Here is a 26,322-nt window from a genome sequence, read left to right as displayed (position 1 = left end):
AACCGGACCCGGTCGCAACGGGTCTTATGACAACCCCGAAGCGGGGTCAGCGAAGGAGCAGACCATGTCGAACGAGACGAACAACACGGCAGGCGTCAACCGCCGTGCCCTTCTGGGCGGAACGGCGAAGGCGGCGGCACTCGCCGGCCTGACCGGTGCCGTGGGCGGTGCCGCCGCCGGCGGCATTGCCGGGAACGCGCTGTTCGGCGCCTCTGCCGCGCTGGCGGCGACCCCGCAGGCCGGCCGTCAGAGCGTCGAGGTGAAGCCCGGCGATCTCGACGAATACTACGTCTTCCATTCCGGCGGCCATTCCGGCGAAGTCCGCATCATGGGCCTGCCGTCGATGCGCGAACTGATGCGCATCCCGGTGTTCAACCGCTGCTCCGCCACCGGCTGGGGCCTGACCAACGAGAGCCGCAAGATTCTCACCGCCAATCTGACGGAGGAAACCAAGGCCTTCCTGTCCAAGCGCGGCGGCGAGTACCTGAACGGCGACCTGCACCACCCGCACATGTCCTTCACCGACGGGACCTATGACGGGCGCTACATCTTCGCCAACGACAAGGCGAACAGCCGGGTGACGCGCATCCGCTGCGACATCATGAAGCCGGACGTCATCCTCGAGATCCCGAACGCCTCGGCCATCCACGGCCTGCGCCTGCAGAAGTACCCGCGCACCGGCTACGTCTTCTGCAACGGCGAGCAGCGCGTGCCGACGCCGAACGACGGCAAGATCCTGGACGAGCCGAAGAAGTACCGGTCGCACTTCACCGCCATCGACGGCGATTCGATGAAGATCGCTTGGCAGGTGTGGGTCGACGGCAACCTCGACAACACCGACGCCGACTACCAGGGCAAATACGTCTTCTCGACCTGCTACAACTCCGAGGAAGGGGTGACGACGGCCGAGATGACGGCCAACGAGCAGGATTGGCTGGTCGTCTTCAACATCAAGCGCATCGAAGAGGCGGTGAAGGCCGGCAAGGTGGAGGTGATCCACGGCGTGCCGGTGGTGGACGGCCGCCATGGCAGCGCCTACACCCGCTACATCCCGATCCCCAACAGCCCGCACGGCGTCAACACCGCCCCCGACGGCATCCACGTCACCGTGAACGGCAAGCTGTCGCCGACCGTCTCGGTCATGGACGTGCGCAAGCTGGACGAGCTGTTCGAAGACAAGATCAAGCCGCGCGACGTGATCGTCGCCGAACCGCAGGTCGGCCTCGGCCCGCTCCACACCGCCTATGACGGGCGCGGCAACGCCTACACCACCCTGTTCCTCGACAGCCAGGTGGTGAAGTGGAACATCGACAAGGCCAAGCGCGCCTTCAAGGGCGAGAAGGTCGATCCGATCATCCAGAAGCTGGATGTGCACTACCAGCCGGGCCACCTGCATTCCTCCATGGGCCAGACCAAGGAGGCCGACGGCAAGTGGCTGATCGTGCTGAACAAGTTCTCCAAGGACCGTTTCCTGAACGTCGGTCCGATGAAGCCGGAGAACGACCAGCTGATCGACATCTCCGGCGACGAGATGAAGCTGGTGCATGACGGCCCCACCTTCGCCGAGCCGCACGACACGCTGATCGTCCACCGCTCCAAGGTCAATCCGAAGAGCATCTACACCCGCGACGACAAGATGTGGGAGGACGCCCGCATCCAGGCGAAGAAGGACGGGGTGGACCTGGACAACGACACCAAGGTGATCCGCGACGGCAACAAGGTCCGCGTCTACATGTGGAGCCGCGCCCCGGCCTTCGGCCTGGAGGAGTTCACGGTGAAACAGGGTGACGAGGTGACGGTCTACATCTCCAACATGGACGATGTGGACGACCTGACCCACGGCTTCACCATGACCAACCACGGCGTTTGCATGGAGATCAGCCCGCAGCAGACCGCGTCGGTCACCTTCACCGCCGACCGTCCGGGCGTGCACTGGTACTATTGCCAGTGGTTCTGCCACGCCCTGCACATGGAAATGGGCGGCCGCATGCTGGTCGAACCGCGCTCGACCTGATCGGAGCGGCGGGAAATCGCGCTCGCGTACCGCCCACTGCCAAAGCCCCTCTCCCCTTGCGGGAGAGGGGTTGGGGTGAGGGGGCGCAATCCCGATTTCCACTGGCCTCGGCCAGCCGCACCCCTCATCCCAACCCTTCTCCCGCAAGGGGAGAAGGGCATCCGAAACGGATCCCTCCATGCTCCTCCGCACGGCGACCATCCTCGGCACGGTTCTGCTCGGCTCCCCCGCGCTGGCGGCCACCATCCCGGTGGCTCCGGGCGGGCTGACCGCCGCCATCGCCGCTGCAAGCCCCGGCGACACGCTGCGCCTCGCCGCCGGCCGGCACATCGGCCCGGTGAAGGTCGACAAGCCGCTGACCCTGGAGGGCGAGCCCGGCGCCGTGCTGGACGGGGAAGGGCAGGGCAGCGTCGTCACCGTCACCGCCCCCGACGTCACGCTGCGCGGGCTGGAGGTGCGCAACACCGGCACCAGCCTGTTCGACCAGCATTCCGGCATCTTCCTGAGCAAGACCGCCAAGCGGGCGGTGGTCGAGGACAACCGGCTGCGCGACACGCTGATCGGCATCTATGTCTGGGGCGCCGACGACAGCCTCGTCCGCCGCAACGACGTCACCGGCCGCACCGACCTGCGCGTGTCGGAACGCGGCAACGGCATCCAGATCTGGAACGCGCCCGGCACCCGCGTGCTCGACAACAGCGTGCGCGATGCCCGGGACGGCGTCTTCACCACCACCTCGCGCAAGAACCTGTTCGCCGGCAACCGCTTCGAACGGGTCCGCTTCGCCGTCCACTACATGTACACCAACGACTCCGAGGTGTCGGGCAACGTCTCGATCGGCAGCAGCGTCGGCTACGCCATCATGTATTCCAACAATCTGGTGGTGAAGGACAACCGATCGGTCGCCGACCGGGAGCACGGCTTCCTGCTGAACGCCGCCAACAGCGCGCAGTTCACGAACAACAGCGTCGCCGGCCGCTTCGCCGGTGCGGTGTCCGACAGCGGCGAGGCGCTGGCCGACAACGACATTCCCCATGACAGCGAGGCGATGGACGGCCGGCTGCGCAGCGGCACCTGGAAATGCGTCTTCATCTACAACGCCAACAAGAACCGCTTCGCCGGCAACCGGTTCGAGGGCTGCGAGATCGGCGTCCATTTCACCGCGGGATCCGAGCGCAACAGCATGACCGGCAACGCCTTCATCGGCAACCGCACCCAGGTGAAGTATGTCGGCACCCGCTACCTCGACTGGTCGGAGAAGGGGCGGGGCAACTACTGGTCCGACAATGCCGCCTTCGACCTGAACGGCGACGGCATCTCCGACGAGCCCTACCGCCCCAACGACGTGGTCGACCGCGTCATGTGGGCCTATCCGGCGGCCAAGCTGCTGATGAACAGCCCCGGCGTCCAGGTGATCCGCTGGGCTCAGAAGCAGTTCCCGGCCCTGCATCCCGGCGGCGTGATCGACAGCGCGCCCCTGATGGCGCCTCCCGCCATGTCCGCTCCCGTCCAATCTGCCGAAAGGAACCAGCCATGACCGACTTCACCGCAGAGGTGCGGGGCGTCACCAAGCGCTATGGCGAGACCGAGGCGGTGCGCGGCGTGGACCTGACGCTGGCGCCCGGCGAATGCGTGGCGATGGTCGGCCACAACGGCGCCGGCAAAAGCTCTCTCATCAAGCTGATGCTCGGCCTGACCACCCCGACGGAGGGCAGCATCCGCGTGCTGGGCGGCGATCCGGCCAGCGCCGCCTGTTCCCCCATCCGCCGCCAGATCGGCTTCCTGCCGGAAAACGTCGCCTTCCATCCCAACATGACCGGGCGCGAGACGTTGGATTTCTACGCCCGGCTGAAGGGCGCTTCGCGCCGCGACAACGACGCGCTGTTCGAAAAGGTCGGACTGGAGCCCGCCGCCATCAAGCGCCGCGTCTCCACCTATTCCAAGGGAATGCGCCAGCGCCTGGCGCTCGCCCAGGCCCTGCTCGGCGGGCCGAAGCTGCTGTTCCTGGACGAGCCCACCACCGGCCTCGACCCGGCGTTGCGCCAGAGCTTCTACGCCATCGTGGCGGAACTGCGCGACAGCGGCACCACCGTCCTGCTGTGCAGCCACGCCCTGACCGAGCTGGAGGGGCAGGCCGACCGCGTGGTGGTGATGAGCCGGGGCCGCAAGGTCGCCGACGGTTCGCTCGCCACCCTGCGCAGCCTCGCCCAACTGCCGGTCCGCATCCGCCTGACCCTGCCCGGCGACGACATCGACGCCCTGGCGAGCCGGGTGGGGCAGGGTGCCGCCCTGACCCGTCTGGCCGGCGGCGTGGTCGAACTGGCCTGCGCCAACGACGACAAGATCGATCTGGTGCGCCGCATCGCCTGCGACGGTTCGGCCGCCAATGTCGCCATCGAGGATATCGAGATCGTCCAGCCGAGCCTGGACGAGATGTACGCCCACTTCCTGCGCCGGGAGGCTGCGGAATGAACACGCTACTCATCATCGCCGGCAAGGAACTGCGCGAGGCGACCCGCAACCGCTGGGTCGTCGCCACCACCCTGTTGATGGCGGCGCTGGCCCTGACGCTGAGCTTCCTGGGCTCCGCCCCCACCGGCACGGTCGGCGTCGGCCCGGTGGAGATCACCATCGTCAGCCTGTCCAGCCTGACCATCTTCCTGCTGCCGCTGATCGCATTGCTGCTGTCCTTCGACGCGGTGGTGGGCGAGATCGACCGCGGCACCATGACCCTGCTGCTGTCCTATCCGGTGGCGCGCTGGCAATTGCTGCTCGGCAAGTTCCTGGGTCATGCCGCGGTGATCGCGCTGGCCACCGTGGTCGGCTACGGCGCCGCCGGGGTGGCGATAGCGATGGGGGACGCCCCCATCGGCACGGAGAGCTGGCGTGCCTTCGCCGCGATGATCGGATCCAGCGTGATGCTGGGCGCCGCCTTCACCGCGCTCGGCTATCTCGCCTCCACCATCGTGCGCGACCGCGGCACGGCGGCCGGCATCGCCGTGGCGGTCTGGCTCGGCTTCGTCCTGCTCTACGACATGGCCCTGCTCGGCCTGCTGGTCGGCGGCAGCGGCATCGGGGTGGAGGCGCTGAACTGGCTGCTGCTCGCCAACCCGGCCGACGCCTACCGCCTGTTCAACCTGACCGGCTTCAAGGGCGTCAGCACCTTCGCCGGCACCGCCGGCCTCGCCGCCCATGTCCAGCTGTCGGTCCCGCTGCTGCTGGCCGTGATGGCCGGCTGGATCGCCGCCCCGCTGGCGCTGGCCGCTGCCCTCTTTTCGAGGAAGCAGATCTGATGCGCACCTCCCCACTCCTGCGGACCGCCCTTTTCGCCGCCGTCCTGCTGCTGCCGCTCACCGCCTGCAAGCAGGATAAGGCGGAAGTCGCCCCGCCGCTGCCCGTGACGCTGACCGCCGACGCCATCGGCCATTACTGCGGCATGAACCTCGCCGACCACCCCGGTCCCAAGGGCCAGATCCTGGTGAAGGGGCAGCAGCGGCCGATCTGGCTGTCCTCCGTGCGCGACACCTTCGCCTTCACCATGCTGCCGGAGGAACCGAAGGAAATCAGCGCCATCTACGTCACCGACGTCGGCAAGGCCAAGGACCCCACCGCCCCCGACCTGACCGTCTGGGTCGAGGCGCGCAAGGCCTGGTATGTGCTGGGCAGCAAGCTTCGCGGCGGCATGGGCGATACGGAACCCTATCCCTTCGCCGAGGAATCCGCGGCCCGCGCCTTCGCCGCCGCCAATGGCGGCACGGTGCAGCGCTTCGCCGAGGTGCATGAGGACCAGATCCTCACCCCGCCGGCCGGCCCCGTCGCCGAGGGAGGCCACTGATGGCCGCCGCGCTCACCAGACGCCGCTTTCTTACCGTTGGCGCAACCGCGGCCGGCCTGTCGCTGCTGCCGCACCGGCTTCTGCATGCCGAGGGCGTGCCCGTCCGGGTCTGGCGCGGTGTGGCGCTGGGGGCGGACGCCAGCCTGACCATCGCCCATCCCGATCCCGCCGAGGCCGATCGCCTGATCGCGCTGAGCCTGGAGGAGGTTTCCCGGCTGGAACGCGTTTTCAGCCTCTACCGCGCCGACTCCGCCCTGCGCCGCCTCAACCGCGACGGCCTGCTGGAAGCGCCGCCGACCGACCTCGTCCGCCTTCTGGCCCTGGCCGCCGCTTTCGGCCGCAGCACAGGCGGCGCCTTCGACCCTACGGTGCAGCCGCTGTGGCAGCTCTACGCCGGTCATTTCGCCCGGCCCGGCGCCGATCCAGCCGGCCCGCCGGCAGGGGCCGTCCGCGCCGCGCGGTCGCTGGTCGATGTCCGGGCGCTGCGAGTGGAGCCCGACCGCATCGCCTTCGGTGCCAAGGGCATGGCGGTGACGCTGAACGGCATCGCCCAGGGCTACATCACCGATCGGGTGACGGAACGGCTGAAGGCCGAGGGGATGGACCGCGTGCTGGTCGACATGGGGGAACTGCGGGCGCTCGGCCACCATCCCACCGGCCGCCCCTGGACCGTCGGGCTGGCCGATCCGGCAGACCCCGACCGCACGGTCGAAACGCTTGAGCTTGCGGACGGCGCACTGGCAACCACCGGCGGCTACGGCACCCGCTTCGACGCGGCCGGCCGCTTCACCCACCTGTTCGACCCCGCGAGCGGCGCTTGCGCCGCCCACTGGCAGGCGGTTACGGTACAGGCACCGGACGCCACGACGGCCGATGCCCTGTCGACCGCGCTTTCGGTGGTGCCGGAGGATCGGGTGCCGGCCATCCTGGCAGCCCATCCCGGCGTCGCCGCCCGCTTCACCCACCCCGACGGCCGCATCCTGCGGCTGCCTGCTTGAGAGATCGGATCATCGTCATGGGTAGTTTCAGCCTGTTCCACTGGGCCGTCGTTCTGCTGGTCGTCCTGCTGCTGTTCGGCGCCGGCAAGCTGCCGAGCGTGATGGGCGACTTCGCCAAAGGCATCAAGAGCTTCAAGTCCGGCCTGAAGGACGAGGAAGAGGAGCGCAAGCCGATCGCGTGATGGGGGAGGCGTCGGCTGACGATGCCCCCACCCCAACCCTCCCCCGCTGGGCGGGGGAGGGGGCAGGTGCTTAGCCGGCGGAGCGGCGGCAGTCCCTCCCCCGCCCAGCGGGGGAGGCTAGGTGGGGGTCTAACCTCCCCACCCCCTCAAGCCACCCGCAACGCCCCCGCGGTGTCGTGGTAGAAGCCGTTCACCAGCGGCGCGTCGATCAGCCCGCCCAGTTCCGCCGCCACTTCGGCTCCATCGCGCCGCCCGTCCAGCACCGCGCGGAACGCCTCGGCGACGCGCACCATGTCCATCGCCTGCGGCGACAGGCGGAAGCGCGAAACACCCATCTCCACCAGTGCCGGCAGCTCCGCCGCCAGGCACAAACACCCGTGCGACATCGTCTGCGTCCCGTTGACGGTCAGGAAGGGCTGGCCGTCCATCGTCGTCACCGGCATGCCGTCCGGGTCGTTGCCGCAGACGAACTGGCAGCCGTCCTTGTGCAGTCCATGGGCGCGCGCGTGATAGCAGCGGGCCGAGATGGCGAGCGGCGCCCGGCCCCAGGCCTGCACCTCCACCGCGACGCCCAGTTCCCGCCCGGCCTTCGCCAGCGCCGCAACGGTCGCCGCCGGCAGTTCGGCCGGCAGCGACACCGACACGGCTCCACGCTCCGCCATCCAGGCCAGCGTCGCCTCGTTGTAGACGTTGATCGTCGGCCCGATTGCGTGCGGACGCCCGGCCAGCAGGGCCAGCGCGCCCATGTCATTGGCCTCGACCAGCCCACCGTCCGCGAGCCCGGCATCCGCTGCCACCAACTCGCGCATCGCCGACCGTTCACGCTCGCTGCCGACCAGGATCGGGCTGGCGAGCCAGGCCGTCTTTCCGGCTGAGCTCAGGCGTTCGATCACCTCGCCCATCGCCTCGGCGAAGAAAGGCGCCCGCTTGAAGCAGACGATCTCGCCGACGATCACCGTGTCCACCGGCGCCTCGTCGGCGATGCGGGCGTAGAAGTCGCGCCAGCGGTCGACCGGCCAGTTGAACAGCACCGGCCCCAGAGTGAGTGACGCAGTCATTCGATAAAGCTCCTTACCGCCCGGTGCTCAGCGCCAGGCGCGGGTGTAGGCGCCGGTGGTCTGGGTTCCGCCCTCGACCATCGCCTGCAGGTCGATGTGCGGCACCGGCCGGCCGGCGGCGAAGCTGTCCAGAGCCTCGCGATAGGCGCGGACGACGGCGCCGATATAGGCCTTGCCGCGCTGCCGCCCCTCGATCTTCAGCGCATGGACGCCGGCCGCCTTCAACTCGGGCAGCAGATCCATGGCGTTCAGGCTGGTCGGCTCCTCGAACAGGTAGGCCGGCGCGCCGCCGGCGACGAAGCGGCCCTTGCACAGCGTCGGATAGCCCGCCTGCTCGCCCTCGCCGAACACGTTGATGGTGAAGCCGCCCAGCGTGGAGGCCAGCGCGCCGCCGCGTTGCTCGTACCGGACATGGCTGGCCGGGGAGCAGACGCCCTGCTTGTTGGGCGACAGGCCGGTGGCGTAGGAGGACAGCGAACAGCGCCCCTCCGCCATCGGGCAGAGGCCGCCGAAGACGAACACCTCGGTCTCGACGTCGACCTCGGCGTTCAGCTTGGCGATCTCCGGCACCGTCAGCACGCGCGGCAGCACCACCCGGCGCACGCCGAAGGCATCGCGGTAGAGCCGGATCGCCTCCACATTGGCGGCCGACGCCTGGACCGACAGGTGCAGGCGCAGATCGGGATGGCGCTTGGCGGCATAGGCCAGCAGGCCCGGATCGGCCAGGATGACCGCATCCACCTTCAGCCGCGCCGCGTCGTCCACCGCCTTCTGCCAGGGACCGAGATTGCCGGCCTGCGGGTAGGTGTTGATGGCGACATAGACCTCCACCTTGCGGGCGTGGGCATAGTCCACCGCGTCGGCCACATCCTGCCGGGTGAAGTTCAGTCCCGGAAAGTTGCGGGCGTTGGTCTCGTCCCGGAAGCCGAGATAGACCGCGTCGGCCCCGGCATCGACGGCGGCGCGCAGGGCGGCCGGGGTGCCGGCCGGGCAGATCAGTTCGAAATTGTCCATGATCCTCACGCCCCCGTCCCCGGATTTGTGCCCGGAACCGTCCCCGTCAGGCGTGCCTCGATCCTCGCGCCGATCCGCTCGATCCCGCGCCGCAGCGGCGGGGGCAGCAACCGGCGCGCCGCTTCGACGCGGTCCAGCACCGGCCCGGCATTCCGGCGCAGCACCGGCAGGGCGCGGGCCAGCGGTCCGGCGATGGACGCTGCATCGGCGATCAAATCCATCTCGTCCTCGCCGTCCAGCGTGTTGCGCAGGGCCAGGATCAGGGCGGTGTCGCCGGAAATGGTCAGTTCGCGGCGGAAGAACAGGGCGTCGCCGTCGATGCGCCCTTCCAGCAGGTCGAGCAGCCGGGCATAGGGGCCGCGGATGACCGCGTCGGCCGCAGCCCCACCGGCCCCAATCGCCCCACGGGGCAGTGCATGCAGGGACAGCTCCGGCCCGACGCGCATCATCAGTGCAACCGGGGCATCCACCGGCTCGATCAGCACGCGGGCGTCCTGCATCTCGCGCAGTGCGTCGAAGGCGCGCGGGTGGCGCTCCGCGAGCACGCGCAGAAGGCGGGCCAGCAGCGCATCGCTGACCCTCTCCCCCAGCCGCGGGACGAGCCCGAGCCCCGCACGGCTCAGGCTGGCTTCGAAACGTCGGGCCCGGTCGTCGTCAATCGCGGTCGGTGCGACGGCAGGATCGCGCATGGGCTCTCGAATGGGCTCTCGCATGGGCGGAGTCCCTCCTTATCGGTCATTCCGCCGCCCATCAAATCCGCTAATCGCCCGCCGTCATTGACCTCGGTCAAGTTTAAGCTTGAAAAGCCGGGCTCAGGCGGCGCCGGCCAGCCCCGCGCGGTCGATCAGGTCGTACAGTTCGCGGTCCTCGCGGCCGATGCGATGTTTCAGCGCAACCACCACCTCGCGCGTCTCGCGGACGAAGGCGGCGGGGTCCTTGGCGACCGCCACCGGGCCGGGCCAACGCGTGCGGTAGAGGTCGAACCGCGCCCGCAGGCCGCCCATTTCCGCCTGGAAGCGCGCCGCCGTGCTGCGCAGTTTCGCATCCGGGTGGGCGAGCAGGCGGGGGTAGAGCGCGCTGTCCTCCAGCGACAGGTGGACGGCGAAGATGCCGAACAGCTCCCGCACCGTGGCGATGAGCGCCGCCGTGTCCGACTCCACGGACTTCGAGGCGAGCAGCGATTCGATGCGGCCGACCAGCTGGCCGACGCCGGCATGGTGGTCGCGGTAGAGCGCGGTGCTGACGGTGACGCTGGTCATGATGCTGTCTCCAACCGGTGCCGCCCTTCATGGGCAGCGTTGAAGGCAGTATGCCGGCCCACCCGGCCGGCATCGTTGCGCCACAGCAAGCAGTTCCCCGAAAGATCGGGGTAACGCGGTGGCGGCCCTCCCGCACTACCTAACTGTCCAGGCCGCCGACAGGCTTACGATACGGGCGCAGGAGGGAGTGAGCATGACAGCGACACGACGAGCGATCCTGCAGGGTGCTCTGGCCGCGATAGCCATGGCGATGCAGCCGGCATTCGCCGGGGCCCAGGCCTATCCGCAGGCCGGCGCACCGGCGGCACGGCGCATTCCCTCCACGGGCGAGGCGATTCCCCCCGTGGGGCTCGGCACCTGGATCACCTTCAATGTCGGCGACGACGACGAGTTGCGCGACGAATGCGCGGCCGTCATGGATGCCTTCTTCCGGGCCGGGGGCGGGATGATCGATTCCTCCCCCATGTACGGCTCCGCCCAGCAGGTGGTCGGTTACGGCCTGCGGAAGCTGGGGCAGCCGAAGGGCCTGTTCTCCGCCGACAAGGTCTGGATCTCCTCCGGCAGCCGCGGGCCGTCGCAGATCGAAGAATCGCGCAGCCTGTGGGGCGTGCCGCGCTTCGACCTGCTGCAGGTGCACAACCTGCTGTCCTGGGAAGAGCATCTGAAGACGCTGTTCGCGATGAAGGCGGCGGGCCGGCTCCGTTATGTCGGCATCACGACGTCGGAGGGCCGGCGCCACGACCTGCTGGAGACGATCATGGCCAGCCAGCCGCTCGACTTCGTGCAGCTGACCTACAACATCGTCGACCGCGAGGTGGAGGACCGCATCCTGCCGCTGGCGGCGGACCGCGGCATCGGCGTCATCGTCAACCGCCCGTTCCAGCAGGGCGTCCTGCTCCGCCGGCTGTCCGGCCAGCCGCTGCCCGCCTGGGCCGGCGACATCGGCGCGTCCAGCTGGGCGCAGGTCGTCCTGAAATTCATCATCTCCCACCCCGCCGTCACGGTTGCCATACCGGCGACCAGCCAGGTCGCGCATGTGCGCGAGAACATGGCCGCGATGAGCGGACCGATGCCCGACGCCGCGATGAGGAGGCGCATGGCCGAGCATGTGAGGGCGCTCTGATGCCGGAGTGGTGGACCTACTCCGCCGAGGATTTCCTGCTGTTCAGCCCCCGCGCCTACTGGCGGCTGATCGAACGCCACAACGAGGCGCTGTGGCCGGCGCAGGTGTTGGCGCTGCTGCTCGGCATCGCGATTCTGTGGTTCCTGCTCCGGCCCCGGCCCTGGTCGCACCGGCTGATCGCGGGGAGTCTGGCGGTCCTGTGGGGCTGGGTCGCCTGGAGTTTCCTGTGGGAGCGTTACGCCACCATCAATTGGGCGGCAGTCTACATGGCGCCGCTGTTCGCGCTTCAGGCCGTGCTGCTTGCGTCGGTCGGGGGGCGGTTGCGCTGGTCGTTCGACCGGTCGGTGCGTGGAATGGTGGGGCCCGGATCTGTGGGGTTGGGGCTGTTCCTCTATGCTCTTGTCCTCCACCCGCTGACGGCGTCGCTGATGGGGCGGTCGATACGGGGAGCGGAGGTCTTCGGCATCATGCCGGACCCGACCGCCATCGCGACCGTCGGGCTTGTCCTGATGGCGGCCGGGCGCTGGTCGTGGCTGCTGCTCGTCATCCCATTGCTCTGGTGCCTTGCCGGCTGGCTGACCCTGTACGGCATGGGAGCGGCGGAGAGCTGGGTCCTGCTGGCGGCGGCGGGGGCAGGGGCGGCACTCGCCGTCCTGCCCGTCGCACGCCGTCAGGATTCGGATTGAAGCCAATTGTGGGGCCGCTCACAGCGCTGGAGCGGGAATGCGCCCAGGATCGCTCCGACGCCGCAAACAGCCTCCGGACGGAGCGATCCCATGAGTGTCCTGTTCATCGCCATCGCCCTATCGATCCTCAGCATCGGGCTGCTGTTCGGCTTCGATCTCTGCATCGACCTGCCTTCGGATTTGGCGGGGACAAGGACCAGCCGATGCAACGACGGAAAGCTCGGTGAGGACGTCATGGGTTAGCGGCAGGACAGTGGCCGAAGCGGTCGCCATGCGCCTACGGCTGGCCGCTGCCGCCGGCGGCACCATAGATGTGGCCGGTGGTGTAGCTGCCGTCCTCCGCCGCGAGCTGGACATAGATGCCGGCAAGCTCGGCCGGCTGGCCGGGACGGCCCAGCGGGGTCTGGCCGCCGAACTGCTTCAGCTTCTCCTGGGTGGCGCCGCCGCTGACCTGCAGCGGGGTCCAGATCGGGCCGGGGGCCACGCCGTTGACGCGGATGCCCTTGGACGCGAACTGCTTGGCCAGCGACTTGACGTAGTTCATCGTCGCCGCCTTGGTCTGGGCATAGTGGTACAGCTCCGGTGTCGGGTCGTAGGATTGCTCCGAGGTGGTGCCGATGATGACCGAGCCGGGCTTCAGATGCGGCAGCGCCGCCTTGATGGTCCAGAACGGCGCGTAGATGTTGGTCTTCATCGTCGCGTCGAACTCCTCGCTGGTCAGGTCGAGGATGGATGGGCAGGCCTGCTGCCGCGCGGCGTTGCACACCAGGATGTCGAGGCCGCCGAGCCCGGCGACCGCATCCGCCACCATCTGCCGGCAGAACGCCTCGTCGCGCAGATCGCCGGGGATGGCGACGGCCTTGCGGCCCGCCGCCTCGATCAGCGACACGACCTCGCGGGCGTCCGGCTCCTCGGTCGGGAAATAGTTGATGGCGACGTCGGCGCCTTCGCGGGCATAGGCGATGGCGGCGGCGCGTCCCATTCCGGAATCGCCGCCGGTGATCAGCGCCTTTCGCCCGGCCAGCCGGCCGGAGCCCTTGTAGCTGGTCTCGCCATGGTCGGGCGGCGGGTCCATGTCGCGGGCCAGGCCCGGCCAGGGCTGCGACTGGCCCTTGAACGGCGGCTGGGGATACTTGTACCGCGGGTCCTGCGGCGATGCGGTGTCGTCACTCCGGTCCATGTGCGTCTCCTTGGTCGGGCGTCACACACAGAACCGGGCAGGGGCGGATTGGTTGCCGGCCGGGGCGGGCGGCAGCCATTCCGAAACCGGGGATGGCCGCCCCGCCCCCCTGTCCTCAGCCGCACATCCCGCCGCAGCAGGAACCGTTGCGCCGCGCCAACAGCCGCTCGTAGGCGATGCTGACCACGCCGGCCGGCGGGATCACGCCCTGCAGCAGCGACAGCACGTCGGCCGTCAGCGTGCCGGGCGGGCAGTCCGTCACTTCACAGACAGACGCGCCGCTGCCGTCCGGACCCAGTCGCGCGTCGTCCGCCGCGACCGCCACGTCGCCGTTGCGGTCGATGCGCACGCGCAGGCTGGTCGCCGCCGCCCCTTCGGGACGGGCGATGCGGACCTGCCAGACCTCAGGCCCCTGCTGCAGGTATTCCCAGGAGAAGCCGGCGCCGAACAGGCTGAGGAGCTGGTGGTGCAGCGGGCGCGGGTCATGGTCGTTGACCAGCGAGAAGCCATCGCCGGGGGTCAGATCCTGCACCGACTGGAAGATCAGCTGGTGGCGCTGGTAGGGCGGGATGGCGCGGAGGTCGAGGACCGGTTCGGCCCGCGTGGCCTGGGTACCATGGAGGGTTGTGGTCGGCATCGTCGTCCGTCTGGCTGTGGGGGAGCGGCAGGATCGCCATGCACCGCTGTAACCCGGATCGCCGATGCCTTCTTTGCTCCAGCACAAACGCCGGAGAGGGTTGGCGCCGGAGAGGGTAGGGGCGTCAGCCGCCCATCGCCTTTGCGAAGGCACGGTCGTCGACAAGTTGCGGTGCCGCAAAGTCCGAGCGAAGGCACCTGAAGCCGCCTGCCGGCAAATTTTGCAACAGAACCCTGCCGTCAGTACGCTTGGCGGTATAGGGCCAAGGCATCTTCATAGGAAACCTCGCGCGGATTGTTGATCAAAAGCCTCTGCACCTTCATGGCATCGGCAGCCAGCATCGGCAGATCATCGCGCCGCACGCCGACCTGCTCCAACCGCTGCTCCATCGGCATGGCGGCGACCAGATCGCGCATGGCGCCGAGGAAGGCGTCCGTCGCCTTGGCCGGCGTGGCGAAGGATCTGCCGGGCAGGATCGCCGGGGCGAGTTCGGCATAGAGCGTCTCGGCGGCCGGCCGGTTGAACTCCAACACCGGTCCGAGCATGAGTGCGTTGCTCAGCCCGTGCGGCACATGGAAATGGCCGCCCAACGGGTAGGCCAGGGCGTGGACGGCCCCGACCGGTGCGTTGGCGAAGGCGATGCCGGCGAGCAGCGAGCCCTGGAGCATGGCCGCGCGCGCGGCGACGTCGCGTCCGTCGGCGATGACGGTGCGGATGTTGCCGCCCAATAGGCTCAGCGCCCGCAGGGCGAGGCTGTCGGACAGCGGGTTTTTCTTGTGGCGGGTGGTGTAGGCTTCGATGGCGTGGACCATCGCATCGATGCCGGTCATCGCCGTGACGCGCGGCGGAAGCCCCAGCGTCAGATGAGCGTCCAACACCGCCAGATCGGGATAAAGCAGGCTGGAGACCACCCCCTTCTTCTCGCTGGTGGGCGTGGTCACGATGGCGATCGGCGTCACCTCCGACCCGGTGCCGGCGGTGGTCGGCACCTGGATCAGCGGCAGGCGCGGCCCCTTGGCGAGACCGATGCCGTAGATGTCCGGCAGTTCCTGCGGCGTACCGGTCAGCAAGGCGACCAGTTTCGCCGTGTCCAGCGAACTGCCGCCGCCGACCCCGATCACGCCGTCGGCCCCAGAGTCCCGCGCCGCCTGCACCGCCAGCGCGACCGACTGCTCGGGCGGGTCGGCCACGACGTCGGAGAACAGGGTGCAGACCGTCCCGGCGGCCCTGAAACCGGCCTGGACCGGCTCCAGCAGCCCGGCTGCGACCAGACCGGCGTCGGTGACGATCAGCGCGCGGCGGATCCCCAGCCCCTTTGCCATCTCGCCCAGCCGGGTCGCCGCCCCCGCCTCGCACACCAGCTTCGGGGTGGTTTCGAACACGGAGTCCATCATGTCTCGGTCCTCACCGGAAAGGGGCGTCAGGCGGTTTCGGCAGGCGCGACCAGCCGTTCGAGCACGGCGCGAAGCTTCTCCGGCAGCGCCGCCGGGCGGCGCGTCTCGCGATCGACGTAGACATGCACGAAATGGCCGCAGGCCGCCGGAGTCGGATCATCGTTGCGGAACAGCCCGACCTCGTAGCGGACGCTGCTGGTGCCCAGCCGCGCCACGCGCAGCCCGGCCTCGACCCGGTCGGGGAAGCTGACCGGCGCGTAATAGCTGGAGCCGGTATCCACCACCAGCCCGATCACCGGGCTGGTTTCGATGTCGAGCGCACCGTTCTCGATCAGGTACTGGTTCACCACCGTATCGAAGTAGCTGTAATAGACCACATTGTTGACATGGCCGTAGGCGTCGTTGTCCATCCACCGCGTCGGGATGGTCTGGAAATGGGGGTAGGCGGCGCGGGTGTCGTGCTTGCGGTCCATCGGTGTTCCTCCCTGGAGCGGATTCGATATTGGAGACTCAGGCGACTTCGAACAGGCCGGCGGCGCCCATGCCGCCACCGACACACATGGTGACGACGACATGGCGCACACCCCGGCGCTTGCCTTCGATCAGGGCGTGGGCGACCAGACGGGCGCCCGACATGCCGTAGGGATGGCCGACGGCGATGGCCCCGCCGTTGACGTTCAGCCGCTCGTCGGGGATGCCGATCCGGTCGCGGCAGTGGATCACCTGTGCCGCGAAGGCCTCGTTCAACTCCCACAGCCCGATATCGTCGACGGTCAGTCCGTGCTGCTTCAGCAGCTTCGGCACGGCAAAGACCGGCCCGATCCCCATCTCGTTCGGGTCGCAGCCGGCAACGGCAATGCCCCGGTAGATGCCGAGCGGATGCAGGCCCCGCCGTTCGGCCTCCGCCGCCTCCATCAGCACGCTGGCCGACGCGCCGTCCGACAGTTGCGAGGCGTTGCCGGCGGTGACGAAACGCCCTTCCCGGATTTGCTGGCCGTCGCGGAACACCGGCTTCAGCGCCGACAGCCCGGCCAGCGTGGTTTCCGGCCGGTTGCTCTCGTCGCGGTCCAGCGTCACCGGGTGGCGGGTGGTCTCGCCGGTCGCCTTGTCGAGGCGGGTCATGGTGGTGGTGACCGGCACGATCTCCGCGTCGAAGCGCCCGGCGTCCTGCGCCTCGGCGGTGCGGGCCTGGGAGCAGGCGGCGTAGGCGTCCTGCGCCTCGCGCGGCACGCCGTAGCGCGCCGACACGATCTCCGCCGTCTCGATCATCGCCATGTAGACGTCGGGGCGGTGCTCGACCAGCCAGGGATCGCGCCAGCGGTCGACGTTCAAGTGCTCGGTCTGCACCAGCGACAGCGATTCCAGTCCGCCGCCGACCGCCACGGTCATGCCGTCGGCGACGATCTGCTTGGCGGCGATGGCGATTGCCATCAGGCCCGAGGCGCATTGCCGGTCCACCGACTGCGCCGCCACCGAGGTCGGCAAGCCGGCGCGCAGCGCGCATTGCCGGGCCATGTTCATGTGGGTGGCGCCCTGCTGCAGCGCCGCCCCCATCACCACGTCGTCGATCTCGGCGGGGTCGATCCCGGCGCGGGCGACGGCATGGGCGATGGCGTGCCCGCCCAGGGCCTGCGCCTGGGTATCGTTGAAGGCGCCCCGGTAGGCCTTGCCGATCGGGGTGCGGGCGGTCGATACGATGACGGCTTCTCTCACCGGTCTCCTCCTTGGCTGCGGTCGGCGTTCGGACCGGCGGCCTCCGCCGCGCGCTTCAGGATGCGGTCGACGTGGCTCAGGCCGGCGTCGATCTCGTGCTGGCGGTCGAGCGACGCGATCTCGGCGAAGCGGGCGGCCACGGCTTCCGGCGTGCGCTCGCCCTCGGGCAGGAAGACACCGTCCGATTCGACGATGGCGAGCCGGGCATAGGTGCCGGCGCCGGCCAGGATCACCGTGCGGCTCGGCGCCTGCTCCGACACCAGGAACAGCGCTGCCGGGGTGACGAAATCGGGGTTCAGCCGGGCCAAGGCCGTCTCGTCGAGGATGTCGGACGTCATGCGGGTCGCCGCCGTCGGGGCGACCGCGTTGACGTGGATGCCGTTGCGCACGCCTTCCAGATGCAGGACGTTCATCAGCCCGACCAGACCGGCCTTCGCGGCGCCGTAGTTCGATTGGCCAAAATTGCCGTAGACGCCCGAGGTCGAGGTCGTCATCAGGATGCGGCCGTAACCTTGTGCCCGCATGGTCGGCCAGACCGCGTGGGTGACGTTGGCCGCCCCCATCAGATGCACGTCGACGACCGAGCGGAAATCCTCCAGATCCATCTTGGCGAAGCTCTTGTCGCGCAGGATGCCGGCGTTGTTGATCAGCACATCGATGCGGCCCCAGAGGCCGAGGGTGCGCTCGACCATGGCGGCGACCTGCGCCGGGTCGGTGACGTTTGCGCCGTCGGCGATGGCCACGCCGCCGCGGTCGCGGATCTCCGCAACCACGGTTTCGGCGGCACCCGAAGCGCCGCGGCCGTCACGCCCGCCGCCCAGGTCGTTGACCACCACCCTGGCGCCGCGTGCCGCCAGTTCCAGCGCATAGCCGCGTCCCAGGCCGTTCCCCGCGCCGGTGACGATCGCGACGCGCCCGTCGAAGCGGATGCCGTCAGGCCCCAAGTCGTTCGATTGAATGCTCATGCCACGTCCACCTGTTCTTTCAAGAGCGTCAGGATGATCCAGTCGGCCGCCAGCGCCGGCTTGCCGCCGCCTTCGATCTCCACCGTCACCGCATAACGTGCGACCAGTTCCCGATCAGACCGGCGGGTCGCCTCGCTCAGCACGAAGCACGCGCGGACCCGCGCGCCGGCCCTGACCGGCGCCAGGAAGCGGACCCGGTCGAAGCCGTAATTGATGACCATCGCTTCCCCGGCAATCACCGGCAGCACGCCCGCCCCCATCGCGGTCAGCAGCGACAGCGACAGGAAGCCGTGCGCGATGGTGCCGCCGAAGGGGGTGTCGCGGCTTGCCCGCTCTGGATCGACATGGATGAACTGGTGGTCGTCGATGACGTCGGCAAAGGCGTCGATGCGCTCCTGGGGGATCGTGAACCAACGCGACGCGCCGATCTCGCCGCCGATACGCCCTTCCAGGTCCCCAGGGGAAACAGGTTCGATCATTGGGGGTCTTCCCGTGTCCGTTTGGCCGTTTATCGGATGCGGTCGCCGCAAAGTTTGCTTGCGCCACGCACAAAAAACATACCAAGTAGTATGTGAGCGTTCCGGTCCTGTCCAGGCAGAAATGTTGCCTGGGGCATGGATTGGTCCTAGCTTCGCCGAACCGACCGACGCCGCGCCGTCGCGGCGGGTCGGTGCGGGCGAAACGGGTTGGTCGTCGACGAACATATTGAGCTGGAACTGGATTATGAGCAGTGAAAAGAACCCGCTGTCGCCCCGCATAGACAAGACCGGGAACATCGACATCCTGATCGCCGCCGCCGAATGCTTCATGGAGCAGGGATACCATGCGACGAGCATCGACGATGTGGCCCGGCGTCTGGGCGCCACGAAAGGCCGCATCTATCATTATTATCGTTCGAAGACGGAGTTGTTCTTCGACGTCCACCGCGAGGGGATGCGGCGCAACTTCGAAGCCGTCACCCCGGTGATGAAGGGGCCGGACCCGGCGGCGCGGCGCCTCAGCGCCATGTTCCGCCAGCACGCCCTTTCGATGATGGAGAATCTCGCCCTGGAGGCGGTGGTGGTTCAGGGCGTGGAGATGCACCGCTTCGGCGCCACGACGCCCGAGCAGCGCCGCACGCTGGCCGAGCTGATGACCGTGCGCAACGACTTCGAAAGCCTGTTCAAGCGGGTCGCCTACGAAGGCGTCGAGGACGGTTCGATCCGCACCAGCGACGTGTCGGTGGCGGTCAAGGTGGCGCTGGGCGCCATCAACTGGCTGTCAATCTGGTACCGTCCCCGCCCGGCGGAGACCCGCGACGACCGCGAGATCCTGGCCGACAAGATCGTCGATTCGATCATGCAGGGGCTGAACGCGCCGGAATGAAAATGGAGAAGCCCCCGATCCCGCATCGGAACGAGGGCTTCGGTGTCCTTGATGCCGCGGGCTGAGGCCGCAAGGCCCGTCAGGCGAGGGTTTCCCGCTTGAAGCGGATGCCCGCCGCCTCGCGATCCCAGCACTCCTCCGTCAGCCCCTCGGCGCGCAGCGTGTGCTTCTGGAGCTTGCCGCTGGCGGTCTTCGGCAACTCCTCCACCACCCGGACGTAGCGCGGCACCATGTAGTGCGCAACCCGCGCCGCCAGGAAGCCGACCAGTTCCGCCGGATCGACTGACGCGCCCGGAACCGGGGCGACGACCGCCAGCACCTCGTCCTCGCCGACCGAACTGGGCACCGCGACCGTCACCGCCTCGCGCACCGCCGGGTGGGCGCAGATTTCCGCCTCCAGTTCGAAGGAGGAGATGTTTTCGCCGCGGCGGCGGATCACGTCCTTCAGGCGGTCGACGAAGAAGAAGCGGCCGTCCGCCTCCATGCGGAAGGCGTCGCCGGTGTGGAACCAGCCGTTGCGCATGGCCGCCAGCGTCGCCTGCGGGTTCCGGTAATAGCCAGAGCCGAGTGCCCATGGACGATGGGAGCGGATGATCAGCTCGCCGACCGTGCCCGGTGGCAGCTCCGCGTCGTTGCCGTCGACCACGCGCAACTCGAAGCAGGGCCGCGCGCGGCCGCACAGGCCCGGCACCATCCCATCCGGCCCTGCCGTCAGGGGGCTGGCGATCTCGGTCATGTTGTAGACGGTGTGGAGTTCGACGCCGAAGCGCGCGCCGAAGCGCGGTGCGTCGTCGCCGAAGGGGACGATGAAAACCTTCCTGAGAGTATGGTCGCGGTCGTCCGCCCCTGGCGGCGCCTTCAGCAGGAAGCTCGCCATGACGCCGAGAAGCAGGACGACCGTGCTGCCGGTGTCGCGGATCGAATCCCAGAACTCCGACGTGCGGAACTCCGGAACCATCGCCATGGAACCGCCCTTGCCCAGCATGCAATAGACGTAGAGCGTGCTGCCGCAATGGAAGATCGGCCCGCAGATCATGCAGCGGTCGTCCGCCGTGATGCTGTCGAAGGCGTCCGGCCCCATGGTGTAAATCTGCACGTAGGACGTCACGACCCCCTTGGCCGCCCCGGTCGTACCCGATGAATACATGATCGCGTGCGGATCCCAGGGCTGGATCGGCCGCTCGAGCTCCAGGTCGAAATCGGCGTCGGCGGGCGCATCGACCAGCGGCGCGATGGTGACGCCAGGCAACTCGGGCGGGTCCAAGTCCGCCGCGCCGACGGTCAGGACCGTAGACAGTGACCCACGATCGATCTCCGCCAGGCGGCCGACCAACGCGGTGTGGGCGATGAGGACTGCGGCGCCGGCGTTGTCCAGCATGTGCTCCAGCGGGCGTCCCCGGCTCGCCGTGTTGAGCGGCACATAGACCGCCCCGAGGTAATTGATGGCGAACCACGAGGTCAGCAAATCAGGCCCGTTCCCCATCCAGCACAGCACATGGTCGCCCTGGCGCACGCCTTGTGCGCGCAGGGCCGCGGCGCGGCGGCGGACACGCTCCAGCGTCTTCCTGTAGGTCCAGGTCTCACCCCGCCAGAAAGCGACGAACACCGCGTCGGGCTGCCGCTCGGCCTGTCTTTCCAGAAGATTGCGCAAGACGCACTCGTCCGCCGTGGGGATCCGCCCCCGATCATCTCCGTGCATCGCCGAAAATCCTCCCTGTTCGTCCAACCACGACATCCGGCCGTTGGGCCGCCCACCGCCCGGCAGCGGCGGCCATCCATATGTTTGCACCACCAATCAAACGATTGCAACATACTCGGTAGAATGTTAGGTGATGAATGCCGGCCCGGATCGCCGTCGGCTCGGGAGGAGAGGGGGGCAAACGAGATGAGCTTCGTTTCGATTGAGCAGTCGGACGGGGTGGCGCTGGTCCGCTACGACCGTGGCGGACGGGCCAATGCGTTGAGCGCGGCGGCGATGACGGAGCTGACGGACGCGGCCCGCCACCTGCGCACCGACACCACCGTGCGGGCGGTGGTGCTGACCGGCACCGCGGCGGTGTTTTCCGGCGGCATCGACCTGTCCGACCCACAGCTCTGGCCGACCGGCGGGGATGTGCTGGAGCAGCATGCCGCCATCGAGCGCGGCCGGATCCTGTGCGATGCGTGGGCGGCGCTGCCCCAACTCACCATCGCCGCCGTCGAAGGGCCGGCGATCGGCGGCGGCGGGGTGCTGGCGATGGCGTTGGACTGGCGGGTTTTCGGGCGCGGCGCACATCTTCGCCTGCCGGAGGCCCGGCTCGGCTTCACCCTCGCCTGGGGCGGCCTCCCGCGTCTGGTGTCGCTGGTCGGCCCGGCGCGGGCGAAGCGAATGCTGTTCACCGATTTGCGCGTCGACGCGGGGCTGGCGCTCGACTGGGGCCTCGCCGACCTCGTCGCCGAGGACGGCGCCGTGGTCGCGGACAGCCTGCAGCTGGCCCGTGACGCGGCAACGGTCCCGCCGCTGATCTTGCGCATGACCAAGCGCGCCATCGACGCCCAGACCGACCAGACGCGTCTGGCCCATGGCGACAGCGACCAGTTCCTGCTCGGCCGCCTGCTGCGCGATGCCGCCGGGGCCTGAGCCTTTCCCTCAAAACAGCACAAGAACCGGGAGGATAAACGCATGAAGTCGCTCAAGACGGCCCTGCTCGCGGGCATGGCCACCTTCACTCTGGCGGGCGTTCTGATCGGCACGGCCCAGGCGCAGGTTTCCGACGATGTCGTGAAGATCGCCGTGCTCGACGACATGACCGGCATCTACGCGGACCTCGCCGGGCGCGGTTCGGTGGTCGCGGCGCAGATGGCCGTCGAGGATTTCGGCGGCAAGGTCAAGGGCGCCCCGGTCCAGGTCGTCTTCGCCGACCATCAGAACAAGGCCGACATCGCCGCCAGCATCTCCCGCCAGTGGATCGACCGGGAGCAGGTCGACGTGATCGTCGATGTCGGGAACTCCGCCGCGGCGCTGGCGGTGCAGGAGGTGACGCGCGAGACAGGGCGGGTTCACCTGAACTCGACCGCCGGCACCACAGAGCTGACCAATGAGAAATGCTCGCCGACCGGCGTACACTGGACCTACGATACCTACGCGCTCGCCAACGGCGCCGGCCGTGCCCTGACCCAGCAGGGCAACAAATCGTGGTTCTTCATCACCGCCGACTACACCTTCGGCCGCAGCCTGGAGACCAACACGTCGAACGCGGTCAAGAAGGCCGGCGGCGCGGTTCTGGGCGCGGTGCGGGCGCCGGTCGCGACGCCGGACTTCTCGTCTTTCCTGCTTCAGGCGCAGGCGTCGGGCGCGCAGGTGGTGGCGCTCGCCAACGCCGGGGGTGACTTCGTGAACGCGGTCAAGCAGGCCAACGAGTTCGGACTGACCCAGGGCGGCCAGAAGATGGTCGGCATGCTCGTCTTCCTGACCGACATCGACAGCCTCGGCCTCGAGGTGACCAAGGGGATGGTCATCACCACCGGCTGGTATTGGGACAGCGACGAGCGGACACGCGAGTTCGCCCGGCGTTTCGGCCAGCGGCACGAGGGCAAGATGCCGACCATGGCCCAGGCCGGCGTCTACTCGGCGGTGCTGAACTACCTGAAGGCCATCGATGCCGCCGGCACCGACAAGGGCCTGACGGTGGTCAACCAGCTGAAGAGCATGCCGATCGAGGACATGTTCGCTCGCAACGGGAAGGTCCGCGCCGACGGTCGCATGGTCCACGACATGCATCTTGTCGAGGTCAAGAGCCCCGCCGAATCCAAGGGCCGCTGGGACTATTACAAAATCCTCAGCACCATCCCCGGCGACGACGCCTTCCTGCCGCTGTCCGAAAGCAAGTGCCCCCTGATCAAGGGCTGAGGATGGCGGGCTGATGGCGCCGTGCCGGCTGCCGGCACGGCGCGGGAAGGGGGGAGGCGACGGACGCCATCGATGTGGATCAGCGCACCGGCAGACGTTGGCGCCACCGCGGCACCGGAGAATTTTCGCGCATCGTGGCGATGCACAGCGTAGATTCTGCCGGGTCGCAGGATGCCCCTCCACTCTATCCAAGGAAGTCGGTAGCCGGCGACGACCGACGGGAGAGACGACGGACCGTCCGCCACCCCAAAGCCGTCAAGCACCCCGGAGCCGCCAAGCAGGAGACCGATCCGATGGCCGAAACCGCCGTAGGCCGCTTCACCACCGGTTCGCCGATGCGCCATGTGATGGTGATGACCGCCACCGGCTCGGTCGGGCTGATCGCGGTGTTCGCAGTTGATCTGCTGAACCTGTTCTACATCTCACTGCTGGGCGAACGCGAACTGGCGGCGGCGGTGGGCTTCGCCGGCACCGTCCTGTTCCTGCAATCGTCGCTGTGCATCGGACTGTCCATTGGCGCCGGAGCACTGGTAGCGCGCGCGATAGGCGGCGGCCGGCGCGCGGAGGCGGAGAGGCTGGCGGGCTCCAGCCTGATCCTCACCGCGCTGGTCGCCGCGGTGGTCGGCCTGCTGAGCTTGCCGCTGCTGGGGCCGGCGATGGATTTGCTGGGCGCCAGGGGAGCCACCAAGGACCTGGCTGTCGGCTATCTGACCATCCTGTCACCGACCCTGCCGTTGCTCGGCCTCGGTATGGGCTGTTCGGCGATGCTGCGGGCGCAGGGCGATGCGCGCCGCGCCATGACCGTCACGCTCTATGCCGCACTGCTCACCGCGGCGCTGAACCCGGTCCTGATCTTCGGCCTGCGGCTGGACCTGACCGGTGCAGCGGTGACGGTCGTGCTGTCGCGCTGCCTGCTCGCCGCCGTCGGCTGGCACGGTGTGGCGCGGGTGCACCGGCTGCTCGCCGCCCCGGGCTGGACCGGGCTGGTGAAGGATGCCGGGACCCTGGCCGGCATCGCCGGTCCGGCGGTCCTGACCAATCTCGCCACCCCGGTCGCCGGCGTCTACGTCACCACCAGCATGGCCCGCTTCGGCGATGCGGCAGTCGCCGGGGCGGCCATTGTCGACCGCATGGTTCCGGTCGCCTTCGGCACGATCTTCGCCCTGACCGGCGCGGTCGGTCCGATCCTGGCGCAGAATCTGGGCGCTGGCCGGCTCGACCGGGTGCGGGCGACCCTGCTGGCCAGCCTGGCGCTGATCGTCGTCTGGGTGCTGGCGGTCTGGCTGGGCCTGTTCCTTGCCCGCGACTGGGTGGTGATCGCCTTTTCCGCCGAGGGCGTGTCGGCCGATCTGGTCCGCCTGTTCTGCACCGCCGTGGCCGGCGGGTTCCTGTTCGTCGGCTTCCTCTTCGTCGGCAACGCCGCGTTCAACAATCTGGGCTTTCCCCTGCTGGCGACCGGGTTCAACTGGGGCAGGGCGACACTGGGAACCATGCCGTTCGTGGCGGCGGGCGGTTGGCTGGGCGGGGCGCCGGGGGTGCTGATCGGACAGGCGGCGGGATCGGTGCTGTTCGGTATCGCAGCGGTCTGGGTGGCGTTTCGGGTGACTGGACGGCTCGGCCATAAGCAGTTGGGCCGGACCGGAGGCGGCCCGGCACCGGAGGCGGTGGTGGTACCGGCCGACGTTCCGCTGTCCGACAAGGCGGCGGCGGCGCTGACCGCGCAGATCAACCGGCCGTGAGGCGGCACCGGGGGGAACTCCGTGGTCTCCTGCACCGAAGGTCAAGCGGAATGCCGCCATAGAGCGCGTACAAAGACACGCACAGGATTCACGTTCCAGATTTCACCGATTTCCCAATGAAATCAAACGCAATCGCATTTTGTGGTTCCTTCCAGAGAAAGGGCCGGCCGGGAATCGGTGGCGGCGAGATCGTCCAGCAGGGCGTCAAGCTCCAGCCCATAGGCCTCAGCCGCCTCCCGCACGGTCATGAAAGGCGCCATGGCGCAGCCGGGACAGGCGAGGCCGCGGCGAAGCAGGACCGGCACCACCGCGGGGCGCTCGCGCATCAGATCGGCCATGGTCATGTCGGCGATCGTCATCTTGGACACGGATGATGAGGCGACCATGGCGGCATGCTCCTGCGCTGGGGACAGGCAGCCACCATAGCCGCCGGGCAGCGAGCGGTCTTTGCGCCACCGCAAGCGCCCCGCATTCGGCCCCCCTATTCAGCCGTCCTGCATTCAGCCGCGCGGCGGAACCGGCGGCAGATCCTCGGCGATGGCGACCAGCGCGTGGGGCTTGCGGATCACCACCTGCTGCCGGCCGCTTTCGACGATGCCCTGGCTTTCCCAGGCCGACAGGGTGCGGCTGACGGTGTGCAGAGTGGTGCCGGTCATCTCCGCCACGTCCTGGCGCGACAGGGGGAAATCGATCTCCACCCCCGCCTCCACCCGCCGGCCGGCTTGGCGCACCAGACGCAGCAGGGCGTGCGCGATGCGGCGCTCCACCCGTTCGGTCGCGACCTCGCGCAGGCGGTTCTGCACTTCGCGCAGACGGCCGCCGACGATGGACAGCGCGTTGCGGGCGATGACGGAATGGCGGTCCATCAGCTCCGTCATCACGGCGGCCGGCCAGGACAGCTCGACGCAATCCGCCACGGCGACGGCATCGGCCGGATAGAGGCCGTCGGTGAAGATCGCCAGCGTCCCGAACATCTCGCCCGGGCCGATGAAGCGCATCACCACCTGCTGGCCGTCGGGACCGGTCTGCACGATCTTCACCCGCCCGTCGATCAGCGCATGGCCGGCCGCCGCCGGCTCCCCCTGGGTGAACAGGGCGGCGCCGCGGGCATGCCGGCGCGGGCGGGCGAGCGTGACCGCCTCGGCCAGCGCGTCGGCATCCAGCCCGGCGAACAGCGGCATGCCGCGCAGAACGGCGGGGTCGGGGGGCGGGGGCATGGCGGTCGTCCTGGCTCGGTCCGGGTCTGGCCCTGCAGTGTAGCGGCCAAAGCA

At 68.9% G+C, this 26,322-nt stretch carries 28 protein-coding genes; 14 read left to right on the top strand and 14 right to left on the bottom strand.

Annotation, left to right across the window (positions count from 1 at the left end):
* Window positions 1–64: 64 nt before the first annotated feature.
* From nosZ to ACWPKK_RS17815, 7 genes are all read left to right on the top strand, one after another.
* Complete coding sequence (gene nosZ / locus ACWPKK_RS17845) at window positions 65–2,014, top strand: TAT-dependent nitrous-oxide reductase (protein WP_452006819.1); 1,950 nt, start codon at window positions 65–67, stop codon at window positions 2,012–2,014.
* A gap of 178 nt (window positions 2,015–2,192) precedes the next feature.
* A complete protein-coding gene (locus ACWPKK_RS17840; protein ID WP_452006816.1) occupies window positions 2,193–3,551 on the top strand; it encodes a nitrous oxide reductase family maturation protein NosD in 1,359 nt (452 codons plus the stop codon).
* Window positions 3,548–4,486, top strand: a complete 939-nt coding sequence (locus tag ACWPKK_RS17835) for an ABC transporter ATP-binding protein (RefSeq protein WP_452006813.1) — start codon at window positions 3,548–3,550, stop codon at window positions 4,484–4,486. Before ACWPKK_RS17840 ends, ACWPKK_RS17835 begins: the two co-directional genes overlap by 4 nt.
* Window positions 4,483–5,307 (top strand): ABC transporter permease, encoded by an 825-nt coding sequence (locus ACWPKK_RS17830; protein ID WP_452006810.1) that lies wholly within the window; start codon window positions 4,483–4,485, stop codon window positions 5,305–5,307. The genes ACWPKK_RS17835 and ACWPKK_RS17830 overlap by 4 nt, the downstream gene beginning before the upstream one ends.
* Window positions 5,307–5,849 carry a nitrous oxide reductase accessory protein NosL gene (locus ACWPKK_RS17825; RefSeq protein ID WP_452006808.1) on the top strand — a complete coding sequence of 181 codons (543 nt, stop codon included), beginning with the start codon at window positions 5,307–5,309 and terminating at the stop codon, window positions 5,847–5,849. The genes ACWPKK_RS17830 and ACWPKK_RS17825 overlap by 1 nt, the downstream gene beginning before the upstream one ends.
* Window positions 5,849–6,847 (top strand): FAD:protein FMN transferase, encoded by a 999-nt coding sequence (locus ACWPKK_RS17820; protein ID WP_452006806.1) that lies wholly within the window; start codon window positions 5,849–5,851, stop codon window positions 6,845–6,847. Before ACWPKK_RS17825 ends, ACWPKK_RS17820 begins: the two co-directional genes overlap by 1 nt.
* Before the next feature lie 17 nt (window positions 6,848–6,864).
* Window positions 6,865–7,029: a twin-arginine translocase TatA/TatE family subunit gene (locus ACWPKK_RS17815; protein WP_452006803.1), complete on the top strand. Its 165-nt coding sequence runs from the start codon at window positions 6,865–6,867 to the stop codon at window positions 7,027–7,029.
* Between the two features lie 146 nt (window positions 7,030–7,175).
* Here ACWPKK_RS17815 and ubiV read toward each other — a convergent pair whose 3' ends face one another.
* The 4 genes from ubiV to ACWPKK_RS17795 form a co-directional block, all read right to left on the bottom strand.
* The gene (ubiV, locus tag ACWPKK_RS17810; RefSeq protein ID WP_452006800.1) at window positions 7,176–8,087 is read right to left on the bottom strand and encodes a ubiquinone anaerobic biosynthesis protein UbiV; all 912 of its coding nucleotides are present in this window, start codon (window positions 8,085–8,087) and stop codon (window positions 7,176–7,178) included.
* A 27-nt stretch (window positions 8,088–8,114) separates the two neighbouring features.
* Window positions 8,115–9,101, bottom strand: coding sequence for a ubiquinone anaerobic biosynthesis protein UbiU (gene ubiU, locus ACWPKK_RS17805; RefSeq protein ID WP_452006798.1), 987 nt, complete (start codon window positions 9,099–9,101; stop codon window positions 8,115–8,117).
* 5 nt (window positions 9,102–9,106) lie between these two features.
* Entirely contained in the window at window positions 9,107–9,790 is a 684-nt protein-coding gene (gene ubiT / locus ACWPKK_RS17800; RefSeq protein ID WP_452006795.1) for a ubiquinone anaerobic biosynthesis accessory factor UbiT, read from the bottom strand.
* A gap of 123 nt (window positions 9,791–9,913) precedes the next feature.
* Window positions 9,914–10,360 carry a hemerythrin domain-containing protein gene (locus tag ACWPKK_RS17795; RefSeq protein WP_452006793.1) on the bottom strand — a complete coding sequence of 149 codons (447 nt, stop codon included), beginning with the start codon at window positions 10,358–10,360 and terminating at the stop codon, window positions 9,914–9,916.
* 193 nt (window positions 10,361–10,553) lie between these two features.
* Between ACWPKK_RS17795 and ACWPKK_RS17790 the strand changes: the two genes are divergently transcribed.
* From ACWPKK_RS17790 to ACWPKK_RS17780, 3 genes are all read left to right on the top strand, one after another.
* On the top strand, window positions 10,554–11,483 hold the full coding sequence (locus tag ACWPKK_RS17790) for an aldo/keto reductase (RefSeq protein ID WP_452006791.1): 930 nt from the start codon (window positions 10,554–10,556) through the stop codon (window positions 11,481–11,483).
* A complete protein-coding gene (locus ACWPKK_RS17785) occupies window positions 11,483–12,169 on the top strand; it encodes a DUF6064 family protein (protein ID WP_452006788.1) in 687 nt (228 codons plus the stop codon). Before ACWPKK_RS17790 ends, ACWPKK_RS17785 begins: the two co-directional genes overlap by 1 nt.
* A 90-nt stretch (window positions 12,170–12,259) precedes the next feature.
* Window positions 12,260–12,412, top strand: coding sequence for a hypothetical protein (locus ACWPKK_RS17780; RefSeq protein WP_452006785.1), 153 nt, complete (start codon window positions 12,260–12,262; stop codon window positions 12,410–12,412).
* A gap of 34 nt (window positions 12,413–12,446) precedes the next feature.
* Here the strand turns inward: ACWPKK_RS17780 and ACWPKK_RS17775 are convergent, their stop codons facing one another.
* The 7 genes from ACWPKK_RS17775 to ACWPKK_RS17745 all read right to left on the bottom strand — a co-directional run bounded on the left by ACWPKK_RS17775 (window position 12,447) and on the right by ACWPKK_RS17745 (window position 18,537).
* Window positions 12,447–13,349: an SDR family oxidoreductase gene (locus ACWPKK_RS17775; protein ID WP_452006782.1), complete on the bottom strand. Its 903-nt coding sequence runs from the start codon at window positions 13,347–13,349 to the stop codon at window positions 12,447–12,449.
* Between the two features lie 115 nt (window positions 13,350–13,464).
* A complete protein-coding gene (locus ACWPKK_RS17770; protein ID WP_452006779.1) occupies window positions 13,465–13,986 on the bottom strand; it encodes a DUF2249 domain-containing protein in 522 nt (173 codons plus the stop codon).
* Window positions 13,987–14,225: 239 nt separating this feature from the next.
* The gene (locus tag ACWPKK_RS17765; RefSeq protein WP_452006777.1) at window positions 14,226–15,380 is read right to left on the bottom strand and encodes an iron-containing alcohol dehydrogenase; all 1,155 of its coding nucleotides are present in this window, start codon (window positions 15,378–15,380) and stop codon (window positions 14,226–14,228) included.
* 26 nt (window positions 15,381–15,406) lie between these two features.
* Window positions 15,407–15,853, bottom strand: coding sequence for an acyl-CoA thioesterase (locus ACWPKK_RS17760; RefSeq protein ID WP_452006774.1), 447 nt, complete (start codon window positions 15,851–15,853; stop codon window positions 15,407–15,409).
* Window positions 15,854–15,890: 37 nt separating this feature from the next.
* The gene (locus ACWPKK_RS17755) at window positions 15,891–17,093 is read right to left on the bottom strand and encodes an acetyl-CoA C-acyltransferase (RefSeq protein ID WP_452006771.1); all 1,203 of its coding nucleotides are present in this window, start codon (window positions 17,091–17,093) and stop codon (window positions 15,891–15,893) included.
* Window positions 17,090–18,058 (bottom strand): SDR family NAD(P)-dependent oxidoreductase, encoded by a 969-nt coding sequence (locus ACWPKK_RS17750; protein WP_452006769.1) that lies wholly within the window; start codon window positions 18,056–18,058, stop codon window positions 17,090–17,092. The genes ACWPKK_RS17755 and ACWPKK_RS17750 overlap by 4 nt, the downstream gene beginning before the upstream one ends.
* On the bottom strand, window positions 18,055–18,537 hold the full coding sequence (locus tag ACWPKK_RS17745) for a MaoC family dehydratase (RefSeq protein WP_452006766.1): 483 nt from the start codon (window positions 18,535–18,537) through the stop codon (window positions 18,055–18,057). Before ACWPKK_RS17745 ends, ACWPKK_RS17750 begins: the two co-directional genes overlap by 4 nt.
* A gap of 244 nt (window positions 18,538–18,781) precedes the next feature.
* Between ACWPKK_RS17745 and ACWPKK_RS17740 the strand changes: the two genes are divergently transcribed.
* On the top strand, window positions 18,782–19,423 hold the full coding sequence (locus tag ACWPKK_RS17740; protein ID WP_452006764.1) for a TetR/AcrR family transcriptional regulator: 642 nt from the start codon (window positions 18,782–18,784) through the stop codon (window positions 19,421–19,423).
* A gap of 79 nt (window positions 19,424–19,502) precedes the next feature.
* Here the strand turns inward: ACWPKK_RS17740 and ACWPKK_RS17735 are convergent, their stop codons facing one another.
* Window positions 19,503–21,122, bottom strand: coding sequence for an AMP-binding protein (locus tag ACWPKK_RS17735; RefSeq protein WP_452006761.1), 1,620 nt, complete (start codon window positions 21,120–21,122; stop codon window positions 19,503–19,505).
* A gap of 186 nt (window positions 21,123–21,308) precedes the next feature.
* On the opposite strand from ACWPKK_RS17735, the gene ACWPKK_RS17730 reads away from it, so the two are divergent.
* The 3 genes from ACWPKK_RS17730 (at window position 21,309) to ACWPKK_RS17720 (ending at window position 25,051) form a co-directional block, all read left to right on the top strand.
* Window positions 21,309–22,043 carry an enoyl-CoA hydratase/isomerase family protein gene (locus tag ACWPKK_RS17730; RefSeq protein WP_452006758.1) on the top strand — a complete coding sequence of 245 codons (735 nt, stop codon included), beginning with the start codon at window positions 21,309–21,311 and terminating at the stop codon, window positions 22,041–22,043.
* Window positions 22,044–22,085: 42 nt separating this feature from the next.
* On the top strand, window positions 22,086–23,312 hold the full coding sequence (locus ACWPKK_RS17725) for an ABC transporter substrate-binding protein (protein ID WP_452006755.1): 1,227 nt from the start codon (window positions 22,086–22,088) through the stop codon (window positions 23,310–23,312).
* Between the two features lie 293 nt (window positions 23,313–23,605).
* Window positions 23,606–25,051: an MATE family efflux transporter gene (locus ACWPKK_RS17720; protein ID WP_452006752.1), complete on the top strand. Its 1,446-nt coding sequence runs from the start codon at window positions 23,606–23,608 to the stop codon at window positions 25,049–25,051.
* A 122-nt stretch (window positions 25,052–25,173) separates the two neighbouring features.
* On the opposite strand, the gene ACWPKK_RS17715 is transcribed toward ACWPKK_RS17720, so the two are convergent.
* Window positions 25,174–25,512, bottom strand: coding sequence for a DUF1858 domain-containing protein (locus tag ACWPKK_RS17715; protein WP_452006749.1), 339 nt, complete (start codon window positions 25,510–25,512; stop codon window positions 25,174–25,176).
* A gap of 39 nt (window positions 25,513–25,551) precedes the next feature.
* Window positions 25,552–26,268 carry a Crp/Fnr family transcriptional regulator gene (locus tag ACWPKK_RS17710; RefSeq protein ID WP_452006746.1) on the bottom strand — a complete coding sequence of 239 codons (717 nt, stop codon included), beginning with the start codon at window positions 26,266–26,268 and terminating at the stop codon, window positions 25,552–25,554.
* Window positions 26,269–26,322 lie beyond the last annotated feature (54 nt).

This window comes from Azospirillum largimobile (genome assembly GCF_977007025.2).
This window is presented reverse-complemented; position numbering and strand designations above follow the sequence as displayed.

What these genes read in the sequence shown, in the direction of transcription:
- ACWPKK_RS17775 (WP_452006782.1), bottom strand. Translation starts at nt 13,349, where the DNA reads ATGGACCGGAGTGACGACACCGCATCGCCGCAGGACCCGCGGTACAAG.
- ubiV (WP_452006800.1), bottom strand. Translation starts at nt 8,087, where the DNA reads ATGACTGCGTCACTCACTCTGGGGCCGGTGCTGTTCAACTGGCCGGTC.
- ACWPKK_RS17790 (WP_452006791.1), top strand. Translation starts at nt 10,554, where the DNA reads ATGACAGCGACACGACGAGCGATCCTGCAGGGTGCTCTGGCCGCGATA.
- ACWPKK_RS17730 (WP_452006758.1), top strand. Translation starts at nt 21,309, where the DNA reads ATGAGCTTCGTTTCGATTGAGCAGTCGGACGGGGTGGCGCTGGTCCGC.
- nosZ (WP_452006819.1), top strand. Translation starts at nt 65, where the DNA reads ATGTCGAACGAGACGAACAACACGGCAGGCGTCAACCGCCGTGCCCTT.
- ACWPKK_RS17765 (WP_452006777.1), bottom strand. Translation starts at nt 15,380, where the DNA reads ATGATGGACTCCGTGTTCGAAACCACCCCGAAGCTGGTGTGCGAGGCG.
- ACWPKK_RS17720 (WP_452006752.1), top strand. Translation starts at nt 23,606, where the DNA reads ATGGCCGAAACCGCCGTAGGCCGCTTCACCACCGGTTCGCCGATGCGC.
- ACWPKK_RS17750 (WP_452006769.1), bottom strand. Translation starts at nt 18,058, where the DNA reads ATGAGCATTCAATCGAACGACTTGGGGCCTGACGGCATCCGCTTCGAC.
- ACWPKK_RS17840 (WP_452006816.1), top strand. Translation starts at nt 2,193, where the DNA reads ATGCTCCTCCGCACGGCGACCATCCTCGGCACGGTTCTGCTCGGCTCC.
- ACWPKK_RS17835 (WP_452006813.1), top strand. Translation starts at nt 3,548, where the DNA reads ATGACCGACTTCACCGCAGAGGTGCGGGGCGTCACCAAGCGCTATGGC.
- ACWPKK_RS17745 (WP_452006766.1), bottom strand. Translation starts at nt 18,537, where the DNA reads ATGATCGAACCTGTTTCCCCTGGGGACCTGGAAGGGCGTATCGGCGGC.
- ACWPKK_RS17830 (WP_452006810.1), top strand. Translation starts at nt 4,483, where the DNA reads ATGAACACGCTACTCATCATCGCCGGCAAGGAACTGCGCGAGGCGACC.
- ACWPKK_RS17820 (WP_452006806.1), top strand. Translation starts at nt 5,849, where the DNA reads ATGGCCGCCGCGCTCACCAGACGCCGCTTTCTTACCGTTGGCGCAACC.
- ACWPKK_RS17770 (WP_452006779.1), bottom strand. Translation starts at nt 13,986, where the DNA reads ATGCCGACCACAACCCTCCATGGTACCCAGGCCACGCGGGCCGAACCG.
- ubiT (WP_452006795.1), bottom strand. Translation starts at nt 9,790, where the DNA reads ATGCGCGATCCTGCCGTCGCACCGACCGCGATTGACGACGACCGGGCC.
- ACWPKK_RS17710 (WP_452006746.1), bottom strand. Translation starts at nt 26,268, where the DNA reads ATGCCCCCGCCCCCCGACCCCGCCGTTCTGCGCGGCATGCCGCTGTTC.
- ACWPKK_RS17725 (WP_452006755.1), top strand. Translation starts at nt 22,086, where the DNA reads ATGAAGTCGCTCAAGACGGCCCTGCTCGCGGGCATGGCCACCTTCACT.
- ubiU (WP_452006798.1), bottom strand. Translation starts at nt 9,101, where the DNA reads ATGGACAATTTCGAACTGATCTGCCCGGCCGGCACCCCGGCCGCCCTG.
- ACWPKK_RS17825 (WP_452006808.1), top strand. Translation starts at nt 5,307, where the DNA reads ATGCGCACCTCCCCACTCCTGCGGACCGCCCTTTTCGCCGCCGTCCTG.
- ACWPKK_RS17795 (WP_452006793.1), bottom strand. Translation starts at nt 10,360, where the DNA reads ATGACCAGCGTCACCGTCAGCACCGCGCTCTACCGCGACCACCATGCC.
- ACWPKK_RS17785 (WP_452006788.1), top strand. Translation starts at nt 11,483, where the DNA reads ATGCCGGAGTGGTGGACCTACTCCGCCGAGGATTTCCTGCTGTTCAGC.
- ACWPKK_RS17735 (WP_452006761.1), bottom strand. Translation starts at nt 21,122, where the DNA reads ATGCACGGAGATGATCGGGGGCGGATCCCCACGGCGGACGAGTGCGTC.
- ACWPKK_RS17760 (WP_452006774.1), bottom strand. Translation starts at nt 15,853, where the DNA reads ATGGACCGCAAGCACGACACCCGCGCCGCCTACCCCCATTTCCAGACC.
- ACWPKK_RS17740 (WP_452006764.1), top strand. Translation starts at nt 18,782, where the DNA reads ATGAGCAGTGAAAAGAACCCGCTGTCGCCCCGCATAGACAAGACCGGG.
- ACWPKK_RS17815 (WP_452006803.1), top strand. Translation starts at nt 6,865, where the DNA reads ATGGGTAGTTTCAGCCTGTTCCACTGGGCCGTCGTTCTGCTGGTCGTC.
- ACWPKK_RS17780 (WP_452006785.1), top strand. Translation starts at nt 12,260, where the DNA reads ATGAGTGTCCTGTTCATCGCCATCGCCCTATCGATCCTCAGCATCGGG.